The 18,095-nt window shown below is 65.1% G+C and carries 10 protein-coding genes; 5 read left to right on the top strand and 5 right to left on the bottom strand.

Features of this window, described 5'->3' with window-relative positions:
* The first annotated feature begins 109 nt into the window (after positions 1 to 109).
* The 5 genes from rfbB to ACF8FB_RS20805 all read left to right on the top strand — a co-directional run bounded on the left by rfbB (position 110) and on the right by ACF8FB_RS20805 (position 12,212).
* Complete coding sequence (rfbB, locus tag ACF8FB_RS20825; RefSeq protein WP_392511842.1) at positions 110 to 1,180, top strand: dTDP-glucose 4,6-dehydratase; 1,071 nt, start codon at positions 110 to 112, stop codon at positions 1,178 to 1,180.
* The gene (gene rfbD, locus ACF8FB_RS20820) at positions 1,177 to 2,082 is read left to right on the top strand and encodes a dTDP-4-dehydrorhamnose reductase (protein ID WP_070384210.1); all 906 of its coding nucleotides are present in this window, start codon (positions 1,177 to 1,179) and stop codon (positions 2,080 to 2,082) included. The genes rfbB and rfbD overlap by 4 nt, the downstream gene beginning before the upstream one ends.
* Positions 2,079 to 2,960 carry a glucose-1-phosphate thymidylyltransferase RfbA gene (gene rfbA, locus ACF8FB_RS20815; protein ID WP_350298716.1) on the top strand — a complete coding sequence of 294 codons (882 nt, stop codon included), beginning with the start codon at positions 2,079 to 2,081 and terminating at the stop codon, positions 2,958 to 2,960. The genes rfbD and rfbA overlap by 4 nt, the downstream gene beginning before the upstream one ends.
* Positions 2,961 to 3,350: 390 nt before the next feature.
* Entirely contained in the window at positions 3,351 to 10,850 is a 7,500-nt protein-coding gene (locus tag ACF8FB_RS20810) for an SDR family NAD(P)-dependent oxidoreductase (RefSeq protein ID WP_392511839.1), read from the top strand.
* 9 nt (positions 10,851 to 10,859) lie between these two features.
* A complete protein-coding gene (locus ACF8FB_RS20805) occupies positions 10,860 to 12,212 on the top strand; it encodes an aminotransferase class I/II-fold pyridoxal phosphate-dependent enzyme (protein WP_350298718.1) in 1,353 nt (450 codons plus the stop codon).
* A 9-nt stretch (positions 12,213 to 12,221) separates the two neighbouring features.
* On the opposite strand, the gene ACF8FB_RS20800 is transcribed toward ACF8FB_RS20805, so the two are convergent.
* From ACF8FB_RS20800 to ACF8FB_RS20780, 5 genes are all read right to left on the bottom strand, one after another.
* Positions 12,222 to 12,614, bottom strand: coding sequence for a transposase (locus tag ACF8FB_RS20800; RefSeq protein WP_392511837.1), 393 nt, complete (start codon positions 12,612 to 12,614; stop codon positions 12,222 to 12,224).
* A 177-nt stretch (positions 12,615 to 12,791) separates the two neighbouring features.
* Positions 12,792 to 13,835, bottom strand: coding sequence for a phytanoyl-CoA dioxygenase family protein (locus tag ACF8FB_RS20795; protein WP_392511835.1), 1,044 nt, complete (start codon positions 13,833 to 13,835; stop codon positions 12,792 to 12,794).
* 3 nt (positions 13,836 to 13,838) lie between these two features.
* Positions 13,839 to 15,983 (bottom strand): capsular polysaccharide biosynthesis protein, encoded by a 2,145-nt coding sequence (locus ACF8FB_RS20790; RefSeq protein ID WP_392511833.1) that lies wholly within the window; start codon positions 15,981 to 15,983, stop codon positions 13,839 to 13,841.
* Positions 15,983 to 16,549 (bottom strand): GNAT family N-acetyltransferase, encoded by a 567-nt coding sequence (locus tag ACF8FB_RS20785; protein ID WP_392511831.1) that lies wholly within the window; start codon positions 16,547 to 16,549, stop codon positions 15,983 to 15,985. The genes ACF8FB_RS20790 and ACF8FB_RS20785 overlap by 1 nt, the downstream gene beginning before the upstream one ends.
* Before the next feature lie 4 nt (positions 16,550 to 16,553).
* A complete protein-coding gene (locus ACF8FB_RS20780; protein ID WP_392511830.1) occupies positions 16,554 to 18,089 on the bottom strand; it encodes an LTA synthase family protein in 1,536 nt (511 codons plus the stop codon).
* Positions 18,090 to 18,095: the final 6 nt, after the last annotated feature.

Genomic DNA, 18,095 nt, shown 5'->3' with positions numbered 1-18,095 from the left:
ATTCCAGCCTGAATATCACGTTGCCATCGTCTTCGCTCTCGAATCAACCGCCGACAGGCTAGAATCCTGAAAGTGGAAGCGCAGACCCTGACAACGGAAGCAGACAAACATGACCATTTTGGTAACCGGCGGTGCAGGCTTTATCGGGGCGAACTTCGTTTTGGACTGGCTGGCCGGCTATGACGAACCCGTGGTCAACCTGGACAAACTCACCTATGCAGGCAACCTGCAGACCCTGAGCAGCCTGCAGGGCGACAAGCGCCATATCTTCGTGCACGGCGACATTGCCGATAGCCGGCTGGTCGCGGAATTACTGAATGCCCATCAGCCCCGTGCCATCATCAACTTTGCCGCCGAGTCCCACGTCGACCGCTCGATCCATGGCCCGCAAGCCTTCATCGAAACCAACGTCGTCGGCACGTTCCAGTTGCTGGAAGCCGCGCGTGCATACTGGGGCGGCCTTGATGAGCCGGCGCGGCAGGCATTCCGCTTCCTGCATGTGTCTACCGACGAAGTCTATGGCTCTCTGACTGCCGACGAACCGGCTTTCACTGAAACCCACCAGTACCAGCCTAACAGCCCGTACTCGGCCAGCAAGGCTGCCAGCGACCACTTGGTGCGTTCGTACTACCACACCTACGGCCTGCCGGTGCTGACCACCAATTGCTCGAACAATTACGGCCCTTATCACTTCCCGGAAAAGCTCATCCCGCTGATGATCGTCAACGCCCTGGCCGGCAAGCCGCTGCCGGTGTATGGCGACGGTCAGCAGATTCGCGACTGGTTGTACGTAAAGGACCACTGCAGCGCCATCCGCCGCGTACTGGAGGCCGGCAAAGCTGGTGAGGTTTACAACGTCGGCGGTTGGAATGAAAAGCCCAACCTGGACATCGTCAACCGCGTATGCGCGCTGCTGGACGAACTGCGCCCACGCGCCGACGGCAAGCCCTACGCCGAACAGATCACCTATGTAAGCGACCGTCCAGGTCACGACCGCCGTTACGCCATCGATGCCCGCAAGCTGGAGCAGGAGCTTGGCTGGAAGCCTGCGGAAACGTTCGAAACCGGCATCCGCAAAACCGTGACCTGGTACCTCGACAACCAGGACTGGGTGCAGAACGTGCAGTCTGGCAGTTACCGCGACTGGGTAGAAAAAAACTACGCAGGGCGTTCTGCATGAAGGTGCTGCTGCTGGGTAAGGACGGTCAGGTAGGATGGGAACTGCAACGCAGCCTGGCCCCACTGGGGCAGTTGCTGGCGCTGAACGCTCGCAGCCAGGCGTACTGTGGCGACCTGGCCAACTTGCCGGGCCTGGCCGAAACTGTCCGTGTCTATGCCCCCGATGTCATCGTCAATGCGGCGGCCTACACTGCCGTGGACAAGGCCGAGAGTGACCGTGAGCAAGCCTTCAAGGTAAACGCCGACGCCGTCGGCGTGCTGGCCCGCGCTGCCGCCGAATGTGGCGCGCTACTGGTACATTACTCTACCGACTATGTGTTCCCGGGGCAGGGCACCCAGCCCTGGCGCGAAGACGATGCCGTTGACCCACTGAATACCTATGGCGCCAGCAAGCTGGCCGGCGAGCAAGCGATCCAGGCTGCCGGTTGCCAGCACCTGATTTTCCGCACCTGCTGGGTGTATGCCGCACGCGGCAACAATTTCGCCAAAACCATGCTGCGCCTGGCTGCGGAGCGTGACAGCCTGGGCGTGATCGATGACCAGCACGGTGCCCCGACGGGGGCAGAACTGATCGCCGACATCACCGCCCACGCCATTGTCGCCACGCGCCGCAACCCATCCCTGGCTGGCCTGTACCACCTGGCCGCTGAGGGTGAAACCACCTGGTGCGGCTATGCCCGTTACGTACTGGAGCAAGCGGCGGTCCATGGCGTGCCGCTGAAAGCTCATGCCGAACACGTCACCCCCTTGACCACGGAGGCCTACCCGACGGCGGCCATGCGGCCGGCCAACTCGCGTCTCGATACCCATAAACTGCAGAAGGCCTTTGCCCTGACCCTGCCAGACTGGCGCCTGGGTGTGGCTCGCATGCTGACGGAAATCCACGAGAAAGGACCACTATGAAGCGTAAAGGCATCATTCTGGCGGGTGGGTCGGGTACCCGCCTGCACCCGGCGACCCTGGCAATTTCCAAGCAACTGCTGCCGGTGTACGACAAGCCGATGATCTATTACCCGCTGACCACACTGATGCTGGCGGGCATTCATGACATCCTGATCATCTCCACCCCGCAAGACACCCCGCGCTTCGAGCAGTTGCTGGGCAACGGCCACCGCTGGGGCATCAACATCACCTACGCCGTGCAGCCATCTCCGGACGGCCTGGCCCAGGCGTTCCTGATTGGCGAAGACTTCCTCGGCAACGCCCCCACCGCGCTGGTGCTGGGTGACAACATCTATTACGGCCACGACTTCCAGCAGTTGCTGCGCAACGCGATGGACCGCCAGGGCAGCGCCAGTGTGTTCGCCTATCACGTGCAAGACCCCGAGCGTTATGGCGTGGTCGAATTCGACGGGCAAGGTAATGCCATCAGCCTGGAAGAGAAACCGGCCAAACCCAAGTCCAACTATGCCGTGACCGGGTTGTACTTCTACGACAACGACGTGATCGAGATTGCCAAAAGCATTCGGCCATCCGCGCGTGGTGAGCTGGAGATTACCGACGTGAACCGCGCGTACCTGGAGCAGCACCGTTTGTCGGTAGAGATCATGGGGCGCGGGTATGCCTGGCTGGATACCGGGACGCATGACTCGTTGCTTGAGGCAAGCGGGTATATCGCGACGATCGAGCGGCGGCAAGGGCTGAAGGTTGCATGCCCGGAAGAGGTGGCATTCCGGCAGGGGTGGATCGATGCCCAACAGTTGGAAACGCTGGCAGCACCGCTGGCCAAGAACGGTTATGGCCAGTATCTGCTGCGTTTGATTCAAGGCACGGTTTATTGAGGTAACAACCTCGGTGGGGCGCAGCCGCCAATCCACGGGCGGCTCAACCCGCGAAGGGACTGGGCCCTGCTGGCCAGTTCTCACCCGCCGTTCATCGTTGCCGGCGCCACCGTATTCGCGGGTAAACCCGCTCCTACGCCGATACGTGAACCATCCCTCACCCCAGGGTTTTCCCACCCCGGCAACCCGCGTATCATCCGCATACACAAATCTGAACATTCCCACGCCAGTTCCAGACCATGAGTCTTGCGCCCCCTGCGTGCATGGCAGTTTCAGGTACCCAGACAATCATCAGTGACATATAACGAATGGCCAGTTTCGTGGCCAGGCCAGGCATGCCGGCTGTCCGACGGATGGGACGGTGCCCGATGAGATTTGAAGGAATAGGTTTTGATCAAGCGTAGAAAGGTTGCAATTGTTGGTTGTGCGTACCGTTTTCCTGGCTCTTCCAATGCAGGCTTCTGGCAAAACCTGATGGAGGGCCGCGACCTGGTGACCCAGGTTGACCCGTCGCGTTGGAACAAACGCGAGTTCCAGCACCCGGACAAGGCCAGCCCTGCAACCAGCTACACCTTCGCCTCAGGCACCCTGGGTGATATCAGCGCTTTCGACGCTGGCTTCTTCAGCATCTCGCCGCGTGAAGCCGCGATGATGGACCCGCAGCAGCGCATGCTGCTGGAAATGTGCTGGGAAACCTTCGAAAACGCCGGGGTCAAGCCGTCCAGCCTGCGTGGCAGCAACTGCGGCGTGTACCTGGGCATCGCCGGTGTCGAGCAGTCCTACCGCCTGCTCGAGGACCTGTCGGCCATCGATGGCGCCACGGCGACCGGCAACACCATGAGTATCGCGGCCAACCGCCTGTCGTTCTTCTACGACCTGCGTGGCCCGAGCATGGCCATCGACACCGCCTGCTCGTCGTCGCTGGTGGCCTTCCACCAGGCGTGCCAGGCCATCCTCAGCGGTGATGTCGACCAAGCCGTGACGGGCGGTATCAGCCTGCACATGCACCCGTTCGGCTTCATGATCTTCGCCAAGGCGACCATGCTGTCGCGCACCGGGCGCTGCCAGTCGTTCGACGAAAACGGCGACGGTTACGCCCGCTCCGAAGGCGGCGGGTTGTTCCTGCTCAAGGACTACGACCAGGCAGTGGCCGACGGAAACACCATTTTGGCGGTGGTGGCGGCCAGTGCGGTGAACACCGACGGGCGCAAGTCCAGCCTGACCCTGCCCAATGCCGAGGCCCAGGCGGCGTTGCTCAAGCGCGCTTACGCCCAGGCCGGCATCGCCCCCGAGCAATTGGACTACCTGGAAGCCCACGGTACCGGTACCGCCGTGGGAGACCCGATCGAAACCCGCGCCATCGGCGAGGCACTGGGCCAGGCGCGCGGCGCCGGCAACCCGCTGCCAATCGGCTCGGTGAAGAGCAACCTCGGGCACCTTGAAGCCGCCTCTGGCGTGGCCGGCCTGATGAAGGCACTGAACTGCCTGGCCGAGCGCACCGTGCCCGCTACCATTGGCGTGCAGGCGCTCAACCCGAATATCGCGTTCGCCGACCTCAACCTGCAGGTGGTCACCGAGCCCCTGCCGCTGAAGGCCGAAGGCCAGTTGACCGTAGGGGTGAACTCGTTCGGCTTTGGCGGCGCCAACGCCCATGTCATCCTGCAAAGCCCCGAGCCACAGGCGCCGGCAGCGCAAGCGGGCAGCGCCCGGCGCGTGCCGTTACTGCTCAGTGCCAAGAGCGAACAAGGCCTGCGCGCAACCGCAGAGCGCTTTGCCACCTACCTGGCCGGGCAGCCTCAGGCCGACTATTACGATGTGGCCTACCAGGCGATGTTCCGCCGTGATGCACACAGCCACCGCCTGCTGCTGGTTTGCGACAACGCGGCCGAAGCCGCCCAGGCGCTGGACGACTATGCCCAGGACCCGACCCTCAGCGAACTGAGCGCAGTGCTGGAGGCCGGCCAGGCCCTGGACGGCGCCTCGGCACCGGTATTTGTCTATTCCGGCAACGGCTCGCAATGGCAGGGCATGGGCCGGGCGATGCTCGACCAGCCGCTGTTCGCTGCCGCCGTGGATGAAGTGGACGCGTTGTTCCAGCCCTTGGCGGGCTACTCGCTGCGCGCCGAGCTGCTGGGTGACAACGGCGAAGGCCGTTATGCACGTACCGAAATCGCCCAGCCTGCGCTGTTTGCCCTGCAAGTGGCGGTTACCAAAGTGCTGGCTGCCGAAGGCATCCACCCGGTGGCGGTGATCGGCCACAGTGTGGGTGAAGTGGCGGCGGCCTGGGCCAGCGGCGCGTTGAGCCTGGAGGACGCCACCCAGGTCATCTACCACCGCAGCCGCCTGCAGGGCCTGACCCGTGGTACCGGGAAGATGACGGCGGTCGGCCTCTCGGGTGAGGCCACGGCGCAACTCATTGCCAAACTGAAACTGGATGGCCGCCTGGTGGTGGCGGGCGAGAACAGCGCCCGCGGCGCCACTGTGGCCGGTGAGGTTGACGCCCTGGCACTGCTGGAGGCGGCCCTGGAAGAGCGCCAGGTATTCGCCCGTCGCCTGGACCTGGACTACGCCTTCCACTCGCCGGCCATGGACCCGATCAAGCAAGCGGTTATCGACGACCTCGCGCATATCCGCCCGCAGGCTACGAAGATCCCCTTCTACTCCACTGTCGTCGGTGGCCAGTTGAACGGCGAACGCCTGGACAGCCAGTACTGGTGGCAGAACATTCGCTTCCCGGTGCTGTTCCAGGGCGCGCTGGCTGCCTTGGTGCGCAATGGCCTTAACCTGTTCGTCGAAGTGGGCCCGCATGCGATCCTGCGCAGCTACGTCAACGATGTGCTGGTTGAGTGCGAACAACCGGGGCAGGTGATTGGCACCCTCAAGCGCAACGACCACAGCCCGCTGCTGCTGGAACGTACCGTAGCCCGCCTGCAGATTGCCGCCGTCGAGCCACAGTGGCAGGCACGCTTCCCGGTGACCGGGCGCCCGCTGCGCCTGCCTAACTATGCCTGGCAGCACGACCATTTCAGCTTGCCGGTCACTGCCGAGGCCTATGGCCCGCTGAGCCACGAGCGCGTGCACCCGTTGCTGGGTTACCCGGTAACGGACCAGGCGCTGACCTGGGAAAACCGCCTGGATACCCAGCAGTACCCGACCCTGGCCGACCACAAGGTGGGTGAGTCGGTACTGTTCCCGGGTGCAGGCTTTACCGAGCTGGCCCTGGCCGTGGCGCAACTGCACCAACCGGGCGAGTTCGTCGATATCGAAGAGCTGGAAATCCACAACCCTCTGCTGCTGAGCAGCGAGGTCAGCAAGAAAGTGCGCGTGCAGGTGGAAGAGGCCGATGGCACATTGCGCATCAGCTCGCGCACGTTGATGCAACGCGAAGACTGGGTACAGCACGTGGTCGCACGCTTGCCGGGCGAAGCGCGCGGTGTGCTGCTGGACACCCGGGCACCGGCGTTGCCAGCCCGCCCGGCAGACTTCACCGGCGAGCAGCACCTGGCAATGACCTGCGCGGTTGGCCTGAACTACGGCCCCGCTTACCAGACCGTGGCCGCAGCCTGGGTGGAAGGGGAGCGCGTGTTGGCTCAGTTGGTCGTGCCTGCTGCCATCGAACACGAACTGGCCAGCCTGCACCTGCACCCGGCTTTGCTGGATGGTGCCTTCCAGCTGATTACCGAGCTGCTGGCCAGCCGCCAGGGGCATGACGATGGCCTGGCGTTCATCCCCGTCAAGCTTGGGCGCATTGCCTTTACCAATGCCGGCGGTGTGCCGGTGCTGGCCGAGGTGCGTCAGCGCAAGCGCACCGCGCATTCGCTGCTGGTCGACTTCACCCTGTTCGATGCCAGCGGCGCTGCCGTGCTGGCGATCAAGGATGCGCGCATGCGTGCCGTGCGCCTGCAGTACGACCGCAGTGGCGACATCAAGCGTATGGGCCATGTGGGGCAGGCCGCGCCAGGCGCGGTTGTGCCTGTGCAGCGTAACTCCGTGGCCTGCTCGCCGCTGGTCGAGGCCTTGCAGTGCCTGGCCGACGAGCCGGCACAGGTGCGTTACCTGAATGAAGTGGAGCCACTGCTGGATGTGCTGTGCAACAGCTTTGTCCTCGATGCGGTGGAGCAGGCCGGCGGCCGCATCAGTGCCGAGCAGGTCGCGCAGTGGTCGCAGGGCCAGGGCGACTTCCTGGCGATGCTGTTGCGCCATGCCGAGCACGACGGCAGCCTGCAGCGTAGCGCGGACGGCAGCTGGCAACTGGTCGACCAGGGCGAGCGCCCGACCTCGCAGGCTATCTGGCAAGAGCTGTTCAAGAGCTACCCCGAGTACTTCCAGATTATCCATTCCGTAGGCCGTATCGGCCGGCATCTGTCGGCGTTGCTGGATGGCAGCCAGGCCTTCGACACCCTGCAACCGCGCGAAACCAGCGGTGCCAGCCTGGCGCGCCTGGTGCTGGGTGCGGCAGGGCAGCAGCACCTGCTCAGCGGCATTGGCCAGACCTTGGCCGCGCGCCTGGCGCAACTGCCGCCCGGCCAGCGCCTGCGTGTACTGGAATTCGGCTTCGGTGGCGCTTCGTTTGCCGAGCTGTTGTACGCCGGCCTGGATTTCGATCGCCTCGATTATGCCTACTGCGTCGCCGAGCCTGAGCTTGAGCAGCGTCTGCGTGACGATTGCCCGGCGCTGGAGGTGCTTGGCCTGGAGCAACTGGCCGACGCCGGTACGTTCGACTGGGTGCTGGTGCCTACCGACTTTGGCCCCCTTGGTACCGTGGGTGACGCCCTGCGCCTGGCCAGTGGCCGGCTCAACCCGCACGGCCAGTTGGCGCTGCTTGGGCAGTACCCGGCGCGCTGGGCCGATTTCGTCTTCGGTGCCCAGCCAGACTGGTGGCTGGCCGGCCCGCAGCAGGCGTTGTCGCGCCAGCAAGGCCCGGCGTTCTGGAGCCATGAGCTGCAGCGGCATGGCCTGACCGCGTTGCGCACGCTGGAAGCGTTGCCGGGTAACGCCTGTGGTAGCTACCTGTTGCTGGCGGACAAGCCCGCCGGTGCCGACACTGCCGCACCCGTGGGCGTGCAGCGCTGGGCCGTACTCGCCGAAGCCGGGCAGGGCGCTGCTCTGCGCCTGGCAGAGCAACTGCGCGCCCAGGGCCAGCAGGTTGACCTGTTGCAGCCGGGTGACGCCCAGGCGCTGGCGGCTCAGCTTGGCGCCTTTGCCCAGCCCCCTGAGCATGTGCTGCACCTGGCCGGTTTCGACAGCGGCATAGGCCTCGATGGCCAGGCCGAGCGCTGCATGCAAGCAGCCGCGCTGGTGCAGGCCTGTGAGTCGCTGGCGATCGCCCCGCAGTGCTGGCTGTTCAGCCGTGGCGCTGCCGAGCACCTGCACAGCGTCGACACCGCCGCTGACGTTGCGGCCATCGGCGACGCGGCGTTGTGGGGCTTTGGCCGTACCCTGGCCAACGAATCCCCGAACTGTCGTATTCGCCTGCTCGATCTGGCCCACGCGGCAGCGGTCGAGCTGGCGGTACCTGCGTTGCTGCACGCCGACAGCGAAACCGAGCTGGCCCTGGACGCCGAAGGCCGTCGCTACGTGCCGCGCCTGCGCGTGCTGGCCGACCAGCCGCGCCGCGCAGTGGGCGATGCGCAGTGGGTGTGCCTGGGCTTCGACCTGCCGGGCCAGCTGCGCAACCTGCGCTGGGAAGTGCGTGAGCCGCGTCAACCGGCGGCGGATGAGCTGGACATTCAGGTGCGCGCGACGGGCCTTAACTTCCGTGACGTGATGTTCGCCCTCGGCCTGCTGTCGGATGAAGCCATCGAAAACGGCTTCTCCGGCCCTACCTTGGGCTTCGAATTTGCCGGTGTGGTGCAGGGCAAAGGCGCCGAGGCAGTGGGCGACTTCGCCCCGGGTGACCGTGTGGTGGGCTTTGGCCCGTGCAGCTTCGCCAACCGCCTGGTCACCAACGCCAACGCCGTTGCACGCATCCCCGAAGGGATGTCGTTCGAGGCGGCGGCGACCATTCCGAGTACCTTCTTCACCGTTTACTACGCGCTGCATCACCTGGCGCGCCTGGAGCCGGGCGAGAAGGTGCTGATCCACGGCGCTGCCGGTGGCGTGGGCATTGCTGCCATCCAGATCGCCAAATGGCTGGGCGCAGAAATTCACGCCACCGCAGGCAGCGACGAGAAGCGCGACTTCCTGCGCCTGCTGGGCGTCAGCCACATCTACGACTCCCGTTCGCTGGCTTATGCCGACCAGGTGCTGGCGGCGACCGGTGGGCGTGGCGTGGACGTGGTGCTCAATTCGCTGGCCGGTGAGGCCATCAACCGCAACCTGCAGGTGCTGAAGCCGTTTGGTCGCTTCCTGGAGCTGGGCAAGCGCGACTTCTACCAGAACACCCGTATCGGCTTGCGCCCGTTCCGCAACAACATCAGCTATTTCGGTATCGACGCTGACCAGCTGATGAGCGAGCGCCCTGCGCTCACCCGCCGCCTGTTCGCCGAAATGATGGAACTGTTCGAGCAGGGCATCCTGCATCCGTTGCCGTTCCGCGAGTTCGACGCCAACCAGGTGGTCGAAGCCTACCGTTACATGCAGCAGGCGCGGCAGATTGGCAAAGTCGTGGTGACGTACGCCAACCCTATCCAGCAAACCGTCGACACCCGCGTGCAGCCGGTGCGGGCATTGCAGCTTGCCGCCGATGCCAGCTACCTGGTCACCGGCGGCCTGGGTGGCTTTGGCCTGCGAACTGCGCAGTGGCTGATCGACAAAGGTGCCCGTCACCTGGTGTTGCTGGGCCGTCGTGGCCCGGCCAGTGAAGAGGCCCAACCGCAGCTGGCGTTGTGGCACGCCCAAGGTATCGATGTGCAGGCCGTGGCGTGCGACATCACCGACCGTGAGCAACTGCGCGGGGTGTTCGATCGCATCGGCGCCAGCCCATGGCCACTGCGTGGCCTGGTGCATGCCGCGACGGTGATTGACGACAGCCTGATCCGTAACCTTGACGGCGACCAGTTGCGTCGCGTGCTGGAACCCAAGGCCAAGGGCGCGCAGTACCTGCATGAGCTGACCCAGGGCCTGGCGCTGGACTTCTTCGTGATGTTCTCCTCGGCCACCACCTTGTTCGGCAACCCCGGCCAGGCCAACTACGTGGCGGCCAACCACTGGCTCGAAGCCCTTGCGCGGCACCGTCGTGCGCAGGGCCAGGCAGCCACCGCCGTGCTGTGGGGCGCCATCGACGATGTCGGTTTCCTGGCGCGCAACAGCCAGATCAAGGACGCCCTGCAGAGCCGCATGGGGGGCTCGGCGCTGCGGGCCGAGGCCGCCTTGGCACAGCTCGAGGCCATGCTGTTGCAGGGTGATAACGGCCATGGCGTGCTGGAACTGGACTTCAAGGCCCTGGCGCGCTTCCTGCCGAGCGCCACTACGCCGCGCTTCAGCGAACTGGCCCGTGCCTATGGCGGCGATCATGAGGATGAAGGTGGCGGTGAAGACATCCAGCGCATGCTGGAGGAGCTTGACGATGGCGAACTGCTCGAACGCTTCGTAGACATGCTCAAGCACGAGGTGTGCGAGATTTTGCGCCTGCCGCCAGCACGCCTGGATGCCCAGCGCCCGCTGCAGGAAATGGGGCTCGATTCGTTGATGAGCGTCGAGTTGGTGGTGGCGCTGGAGGAGCGTTTCGGTATTCGCCTGCCGGTGATGGAGCTGAGTGACAGCTCCAGCATCGACAAGCTTGCCGCACGCTTGCTGGAGCTGCTGCGCGGTGAAGCGGGCAGCGGCGAAGAGCAACTGGCGCAGAATGTGCTTGCCCGCCATGGCAGCGAGCACAGTGCCGAAGAGTTGGCGCAGTTGAACGCAGCCTTGGCCGACAGCAACGCGGCACCCAACCGATTGATTGATTAAGAGTGCCAGATGACAGCCAGAACCCCGACCGGCCTTGGTGGCGATGCCAAGCAACGCCTGATCCAGCAAGCCCTCGCCCGGCGCCGCCATGTGGCTGCCGAGGGCGAGCAGGGCGCCACCCTGGAGCAGGTACAGCAGGCTGCCCTGAAGGTGCCCGAAGCGCACTATCGCTTTGATCTGCACCCGGGGTACCAGCAACTGCGGGTAATCCAGCAAAGCGCCATGCAGTTGGGCGTGAGCAACCCGTTCTTCCGTATGCACCAGGGCACCGCCGGTGCCCAGACGCAGATTGGCGAGCGCGAGTTTCTCAACTTTGCCAGTTACAACTACCTGGGCTACTCCGGCCACCCGACCGTGGCCGAAGCGGCCAAGGCGGCGATCGACCGCTACGGCACCTCGGTGTCGGCCAGCCGCCCGGTTTCTGGCGACCGCCCGCTGCACCGTGAGCTGGAGCGCGAACTGGCGCGCCTGTACGAGGTGGACGATGCGGTGGTGATGGTCAGCGGCCACGCCACCAACGTCACCACCATCGGTTACCTGTTCGGGCCACGCGACCTGGTGGTGCATGACGAGCTGATTCACAACAGCGTGCTGCAGGGTATCCAGCTGTCCGGTGCTCGCCGTCTGAGTTTTGCCCACAACGACTGGCAGGCACTGGACCGCCTGCTGGGCGAGCAACGCCAGCACTTCGAGCGGGTGCTGGTGGTGGTGGAAGGCATCTACAGCATGGACGGCGACTACCCCGAGCTACCCCGGTTCGTCGAGCTCAAGCATAAGCACAAGGTTTTCCTCATGGTGGATGAAGCTCATTCGCTGGGGGTGATGGGGGCGACGGGCAAAGGTATTCGCGAGCACTATGGGTTGGCTGGCGATGACGTCGACATCTGGATGGGGACCTTGAGCAAGACCCTGGCCAGTTGCGGCGGGTACATTGCGGGCCGCACGGCACTGATCGAGCACCTGAAGTTTCTGGCGCCGGGCTTCTTGTACAGTGTTGGCATGCCGCCGGCGGTCACGGCCTCTGCGTTGGCAGCGTTGAAGCTGCTGGCTGCAGACAGCGAGCGGGTAGCGCAAGTGCAGGCGCGAGGGGAGCTGTTCCTGCGCCTGGCGCGTGAAGCTGGGTTGGACACGGCGACCAGTACCGGGTTGGCGGTGATCCCGGTGATTACCGGCAGTTCGTTCAAGGCCGGCCGTTTGTCCAGCGCCCTGTTCGAGCGTGGCATCAATGCCCAGCCGATCCTGTACCCGGCGGTGCCGGAGCATTCGGCGCGGGTGCGGTTTTTTGTGTCTTGCGAGCATACGGAAGAGCAGATCAGGCATACCGTGGCGGTGGTGGCGCAGGAGATGGCGCGGCTGGGGTGAGGGCCACGCTTACAGCCAGATGGCATCCCAGTGTGGGTATTCGCCGACATTGGGTGCCAGGCCGGCCCTGACCGGGTTGGCAATGATGTAGCGAGCGGTGTTGAGCAGGTCATCATCCTTGCGCATGGCGCGATCGCAGTAGCCCGCCTGCCAGATGGGGGTGGCTGTTACACCAGCCTTGTGCAAGGCATGGCTGGACCTTGATTTGAAGCGGCGCATCAACGTGGCCAGCGTCACCTGTTTCAGTTCTATCAGCCAATGCACATGGTCGGGCATGACCACCCAGGCCAGCGTGACGCAGCTGTTTTCCCGGTCTGCCTGGCGCAGGTGATTGACCACCAGCCTGGCCAGGTTGAAGTTGTGAAACAGCGGGCGGCGCTGGTGGGTGACGGTTGTCAGCATGTATAGCCTGCCGGGGTGTGAAACCCGATGACGGCGCAGATGGTGGGCATGGGCGTCACCGACCAAGGGGCAGTGATTGGCCTGGGATATTGGCCCGCAGGCCCGGCCCTTTCGCGGGTGAACCCGCTCCTACACCACGGCCTGCGTCCAGCCACCGGGCCGGGGACTGGGCGTGGGTCAGATATGCGGTGCCTCATACGCATTCAACTGCTCCACAAACCGCCAATGGCTCTTCTTGCCAAACCCCATCAACCGCTTCAACCGGATATCCCAACGCATGTGGTGGTTGGCAATCCATGGCAATGCAAACAGGTGCGCCCCGCGCCATGGAATGAACGGGTTACGCCGCAGGCTGGCATAAATCTCGACGCGGTGGCTGGCCTGATGGCTCGCACAGCGGGCATGGAAACCAGACGTGTCCGCCACCACCAGGGTGTTGGCTGGCACCGCAAAGCGACGGGGCGGCGGCAGACCGAGGGCCGCCAGCTCGGGCTCGTCGATGCGGAATGAACCCTCACGGTGCATCTGCTCGCCGGAGCGCGCCGCCCCCAGGCTTTGACGATACTCCCAGGCCAAACGCTCCGGCGTCAGGCGGTGCGAGCCCGGCACATAACTGAACGGCCCTTGGTCATCCGCCACATCGTCCAGGAACAACCACGCCTTCGCCGTGGGGTGGAAGGTGTCGGCATGCAGGCGGGTCTGCGGGTCCTGGTCGGCATTGGCGGCGTCGATCACGATCGACTGCAACTGGTAGGTAATGCCACCGGTATTGGACGACGCATAGGCAATCAGGTCGCGCACCCCACGGTCCGCCACAAACGCCGCACTGGCCGGGTTTTGCGCCAGCACGTCCTGGTCAAGGCTGACCCGGCGGGTAACCGCGCGGCCCTGACGCATTTCCCAGCCGGTGCTGCGCAATGCACCCAGTTCGGCGCGCAAGGCCGCAAACTGCTCGGCAGGCAGGGCGTTTTCACGAATGACAAAACCGTTCTGCTCAAAATGCGCACGCTCACCAGCATCCAGCCGCGAGGCCAGCGCATTGCGACGGTAACCTGCCATGACCATCGCCAACTGACGACGCTGCACATGCAGGCCCAGGGCATTGAGCCGGGCACTGCCCAGCACCGGGTTGTTCTCGAACGACTTGGCATGGGTAGCCAACTGCAGGCAATGCCAGGGGAGTGCCGCGTAACGGCCGATGTCCTTGATCGAAACAGGCATGATCTAGTCCTTTGATGGGGCCAATGGTCGGCCACAGCCGAGCATGGTCCGGGTATAGTTGAGCAACGGCGCCACTCGCCGATAGGCCACCGGCGCCGGGTGGGGCGCGCTGAGGCAGGCGAGGGCGTGCCAGGCATCGCAGGGCAGGTCTTGCTGGACGTCGGCATAGCGCGCATAGCGCAACAAGGCGCCGGCTACCAACTGGTCCAGGGTTAAACGCCGGGTGCGGCGGGGCAAGGGCTGATGGTCCTCGGTCAGGCCCCAGCCGGCATAGAACGGTGTGCCATAGGTGACCACCGGCAGCCCGCGCAGCAAGGCCTCGAAACCGGCGGTGGAACTGAGCGTATGCAGTGCATCGACCTGGCCATACAGGCTGGCGATGTCCACACCCGCCAGTACCTGATCGGCCAGCCCCACCAGCTGTGCCGGGGCAATGTGCCCGCGGCGCTTGCCGGCCTCCACGTCGGGGTGCGGCTTGTACAGAATCCAGGCATCCGGCAACCGCGCGCGCACCTGTTGCAGCAGGCGCAGGTTGCACCCGGCACCACCACCGCTGCACAGCGCCGAGGCGTCATCCTCGACCTGGCCCACCACCAGTACCCGCAGTTGCCCCGGCTGCCCCAGCAAGGCCGGGCGCACATTGCTGCGCAGGTTGAACTTGCTGGTGCCGCTGGCAACGATCTGCGCCCGCAAGCGCGCCGCTTCGGCCAGGCATGGGGCGTCGAATTCGCCATGCTGCAACAGCTGCTCCAGGTCGCTGGCAGACTGCGCATCGTAATGAATGCCACCCCGGTCCAGCACCAGTGACAGCGCCGGGCTGTTGGTAGCCCCCAACCCCGAGGAGCGCAAGAAACCATCCTCGACCCGCCACAGTGGCACCCCCGCCTGGCGCGCACGTTCGGCCAGGCCGGCCGGCTCGCGCGCAGCCCATACCAGCAGGCGGCCCTGTTCGGCCGCTACCTGGCTTATCAGTTGCGGGCTGTCCACGCTGAAGCGCAACTGCCCCCAACGGCTTGCGAAAAAACGCCGGATGTTGTGCTGCTTGTGCCGCTTCACGCCCAGTACCGTGGTGGGGCCGGCAAACGCAGCATCGCGGGCTTTCTTGCTGGCCAGCTGGCGGGCAACGGTCAAGGCATCGGTCAGTTGGCCGCTCAATGGGTCGACATAACGGCAGTAGCGCACATAGGCCGCCGCCACCAGTTGCACAAGGTCTGGCCGTGCCTGCCGGCGAGCAATGGCCATGCGGTCATCGGTCAGCCCCCAGCCCGCGTAGAACGGCAGCCCGAAGCAGGTGACCGGCACGCCCTGGATCAACGCCTCCAGCCCGGCCTGGCTGGTCCCCACGTACACCCGCCGGGCACGCCGGGCCAGTGACGCCCAGGCTACCGGTCGCGCCTCCAGCGTTACCCCACGGGCCCGCGCGGCATCCAGCAGGCAACTGGGCTTCTGCCCGCCCAGGCAGTCCGGGTGAATGCGCACGCGCACGTCGGCATCCGGGTTTTCTGCCAGGGCCTCATCCAGCATTCGCACGTAATCGGCTTCGCATAGCCCGCCGCCCGGGATTGAATAATCCCCGGCAGTCTGGTCCACCACCAGCACCAGCGGCCGCTCGCGGCCCAGCGGGTCGTCGTCGGGCAGGTCCTGGGCGTTGTTGTACTTGCCGATGCCGCTGCTGCGCATCAAGGCAATCAGTTCGCGGGCGCAATTCAGTTCATAAGCGCTGAGCGCCTCGGGCTGCTGCAGGATGTTTTCCAGCAGCGAAGGGCGGTCAGCCAGGTAGTGGATGCCCACCGGGTCGACCACCATGGACATCGGCGTATCGCCCTCAATGCCCAGCGACGAAGAGCGCAAAAAACCGTCTTCCAGCGCAATGTAGGGCAGCCCCCAGCGCTGGCACAGCACCCGGGCATGGGCCGACGACTGCTTGTAGCCGATACCGGCAATGGCCTTGAGCCCCTTGGGCGCCTTGCGGCCACGGCGCCACAGCCAGAAGGGCGGGCCTTCCGGGCCGAGGAACTGCGGCAGGTGCAGGACCTTCCAGGCCACCCATTGCGACATGATGCCGACCCAGCCGGTGCCGTCTACCAGGGCATCGGGTGGCGAGTAACCTTCGGGCGAGTGGGGTGCAAAGGGCGGTGTGTTGTGCATTACACGGCCCGCCACATGTTGCGCACCGGCGGGAACGGCACCCAGCGCTTGCGGCGCAGGGCAAAGCCATTATGCAGGTACAGGTGCTGCGCCCGATGATTGCTCAGCGGCACCTCCAGCTCTACCTGGGTAAAGCCTTGGCCGGCGGCGTGCGCGCAGCACGCCTGCACCAGCGCCGAGCCCACGCCTTGCTGGCGTGCGGCCTTGCTGACCCGCAGCCCGTACAGCAAGAACGGGTAGCGCCATTCGCGCAGTTCGCTCATGCAGAACCCAATAAACCGCACCCAGCCACTCAACACGCCGAACTCACGCACGAACGGCCGCCAGTGCAAGGCAAACGGCCCGCGCCGGCCGTGCTTGAATGCGGCAAAGCCCAGTGCCTGCTCGCCGTCGAAGGCCAGCAGCACACGGTCCCAGTGGATAGCCGCCCCCACCAGGCGATAGCGGCAGGCCGTATTGCCAATCAGAAACGCCAGCGACCCCCGGCCCTCGGTCAGCAAGCGGGCCAAGGCAGGGTCGGCGGCACGCTCCGGCGACAGGTCCGATCCCAAAACGATATGCACCACGTTGTCAGGCTACCCCGGCACTGGCCATGGGCGTGTCCTGGCGGGTTGCCGGCGCCAAGGCATGGCCCAGCAATGTGCTGGAAAGCTGCTGCACCGGCATTGGCCTGGCCCCGCAGCCAGGCTGGCGGCGGTTGGACCACACCAGGTAGTCGGTATCACCTGCGGGCGCACCAACAGCCTGGTACACCTCGGGCAAGATCGGCACATGGTCGCCAAAGAAGCACAGCAGCGCCTCGTTCGGCTGGGCCAGCAAGGTGTCGCGCAGCATGCCCAGCATGCGGTCGGCATTGCCGATGTGCCGCAGGTAGGGCGCCAGGTCTTTCATGCCCGGTTGCAGCGGGCGGTCGAACCAGGCCGGCAGCTCGTGCGCGGCTACGCTTTCCAGGTGCAACGGACCATGGTTTTCCATGGTGACCGCATGGATGAACAGCGGCTGTGTGCGGCCTGGCGCCTGCAGCAGCGCGCGGATTTTGTCTGCCACGGCGCAATCACCAATGAACGGCCCGGCCTTTTGCGAAGCGTTGAACGCCTTCACATCGATGAATTCATCAAAGCCCAATGCCGGCAACACCTTGTTGCGGCCATAGAAACCACCGTCGTACGGGTGGATGCAAATGGTCCGGTACCCCTGCGCCTTGAGCCTGGAGGCGATACTGGGCAGGCCTTGGCGGGCCAGCACCCGGTACGGGTTGAAGCGGTGCACGCCCAACCGGTCGGCAGGGATGCCGGTCAGGTAGGCGAACTCGGTCCGCACCGTATTGGCGCCCCAGGCTGCCACCTGCAGTTTGCCCCGGGCCAGCGCCTGGCTGGCCAGCAGGTCGTACTGTTCGAGCACTTGCGGGCGCACGCCAGGCCACAGCCCACGCACATCGAAGAACGACTCGCTCTGCACCGAGACCAAGTCCGGCAGCGCCCCGGCCTGGGCCACTGGCGGCTGCGAAGAGGCCGGCGCCGCCCCACCCGCAAACGGCGAGCCCAGCCCGTCCCTATCCACCGGCGCCCGCGCCGCCCAGAAGTACCGCCACAAGCTGGCCGCCAACCCCCAGCCACGCACATCCTGCTCGGCATCAAAACTCGGCTTCACAGGCCGATGCCCCAGGCGCAGCAAGCCCAGGCCCAGCGCCAACGGCAGCAACGCCTCAAGCCGCGCGCCCGGCACCTCGAAGCTCAACCCCGCCCACAGGTAAACCAGAAAGCCCACCGCCAGCAGCGCGGCCTTGCCAAAGCCAAAGAACGGCAAGTACAACCGCGGGAACTTCACTGCATCGCTGAAATACTCGAAATCTGCACACACAAACGGCTCGCGCAGCGAGTGATACTTGGCGTTGCTTACCAGCACGATCAGCAGCCACAGCAGCAACACATTCACGCCACTGAACAACGGCCGCGCCGTCAGTGCATACAACAGCCCGAAGGCCACACACCACAGCCCCGCGTGCAGCAGCCAGCAATCGGCCGGGCGACGCAGGGCAGGGCGGGGAACCAGCAGGCGCTCGACCGCGACGGTCAAGCCCAGGCCGATCAAAGCGACCGGCAACATGGAAAC

The sequence above is a fragment of the Pseudomonas sp. yb_2 genome (assembly GCF_043103905.1).
In the GTDB taxonomy this organism is placed as follows: domain Bacteria; phylum Pseudomonadota; class Gammaproteobacteria; order Pseudomonadales; family Pseudomonadaceae; genus Aquipseudomonas; species Aquipseudomonas alloputida.
Note: the sequence above shows the minus strand (reverse complement) of the source record. Positions and strands in the feature narration are given on the sequence as shown.

Coding starts and splice junctions, on each gene's coding strand:
- ACF8FB_RS20795 (WP_392511835.1), bottom strand. CDS start 13,835: ATGCCTGTTTCGATCAAGGACATCGGCCGTTACGCGGCACTCCCCTGG.
- ACF8FB_RS20800 (WP_392511837.1), bottom strand. CDS start 12,614: ATGCTGACAACCGTCACCCACCAGCGCCGCCCGCTGTTTCACAACTTC.
- ACF8FB_RS20790 (WP_392511833.1), bottom strand. CDS start 15,983: ATGCACAACACACCGCCCTTTGCACCCCACTCGCCCGAAGGTTACTCG.
- rfbA (WP_350298716.1), top strand. CDS start 2,079: ATGAAGCGTAAAGGCATCATTCTGGCGGGTGGGTCGGGTACCCGCCTG.
- ACF8FB_RS20805 (WP_350298718.1), top strand. CDS start 10,860: ATGACAGCCAGAACCCCGACCGGCCTTGGTGGCGATGCCAAGCAACGC.
- ACF8FB_RS20780 (WP_392511830.1), bottom strand. CDS start 18,089: ATGTTGCCGGTCGCTTTGATCGGCCTGGGCTTGACCGTCGCGGTCGAG.
- rfbD (WP_070384210.1), top strand. CDS start 1,177: ATGAAGGTGCTGCTGCTGGGTAAGGACGGTCAGGTAGGATGGGAACTG.
- rfbB (WP_392511842.1), top strand. CDS start 110: ATGACCATTTTGGTAACCGGCGGTGCAGGCTTTATCGGGGCGAACTTC.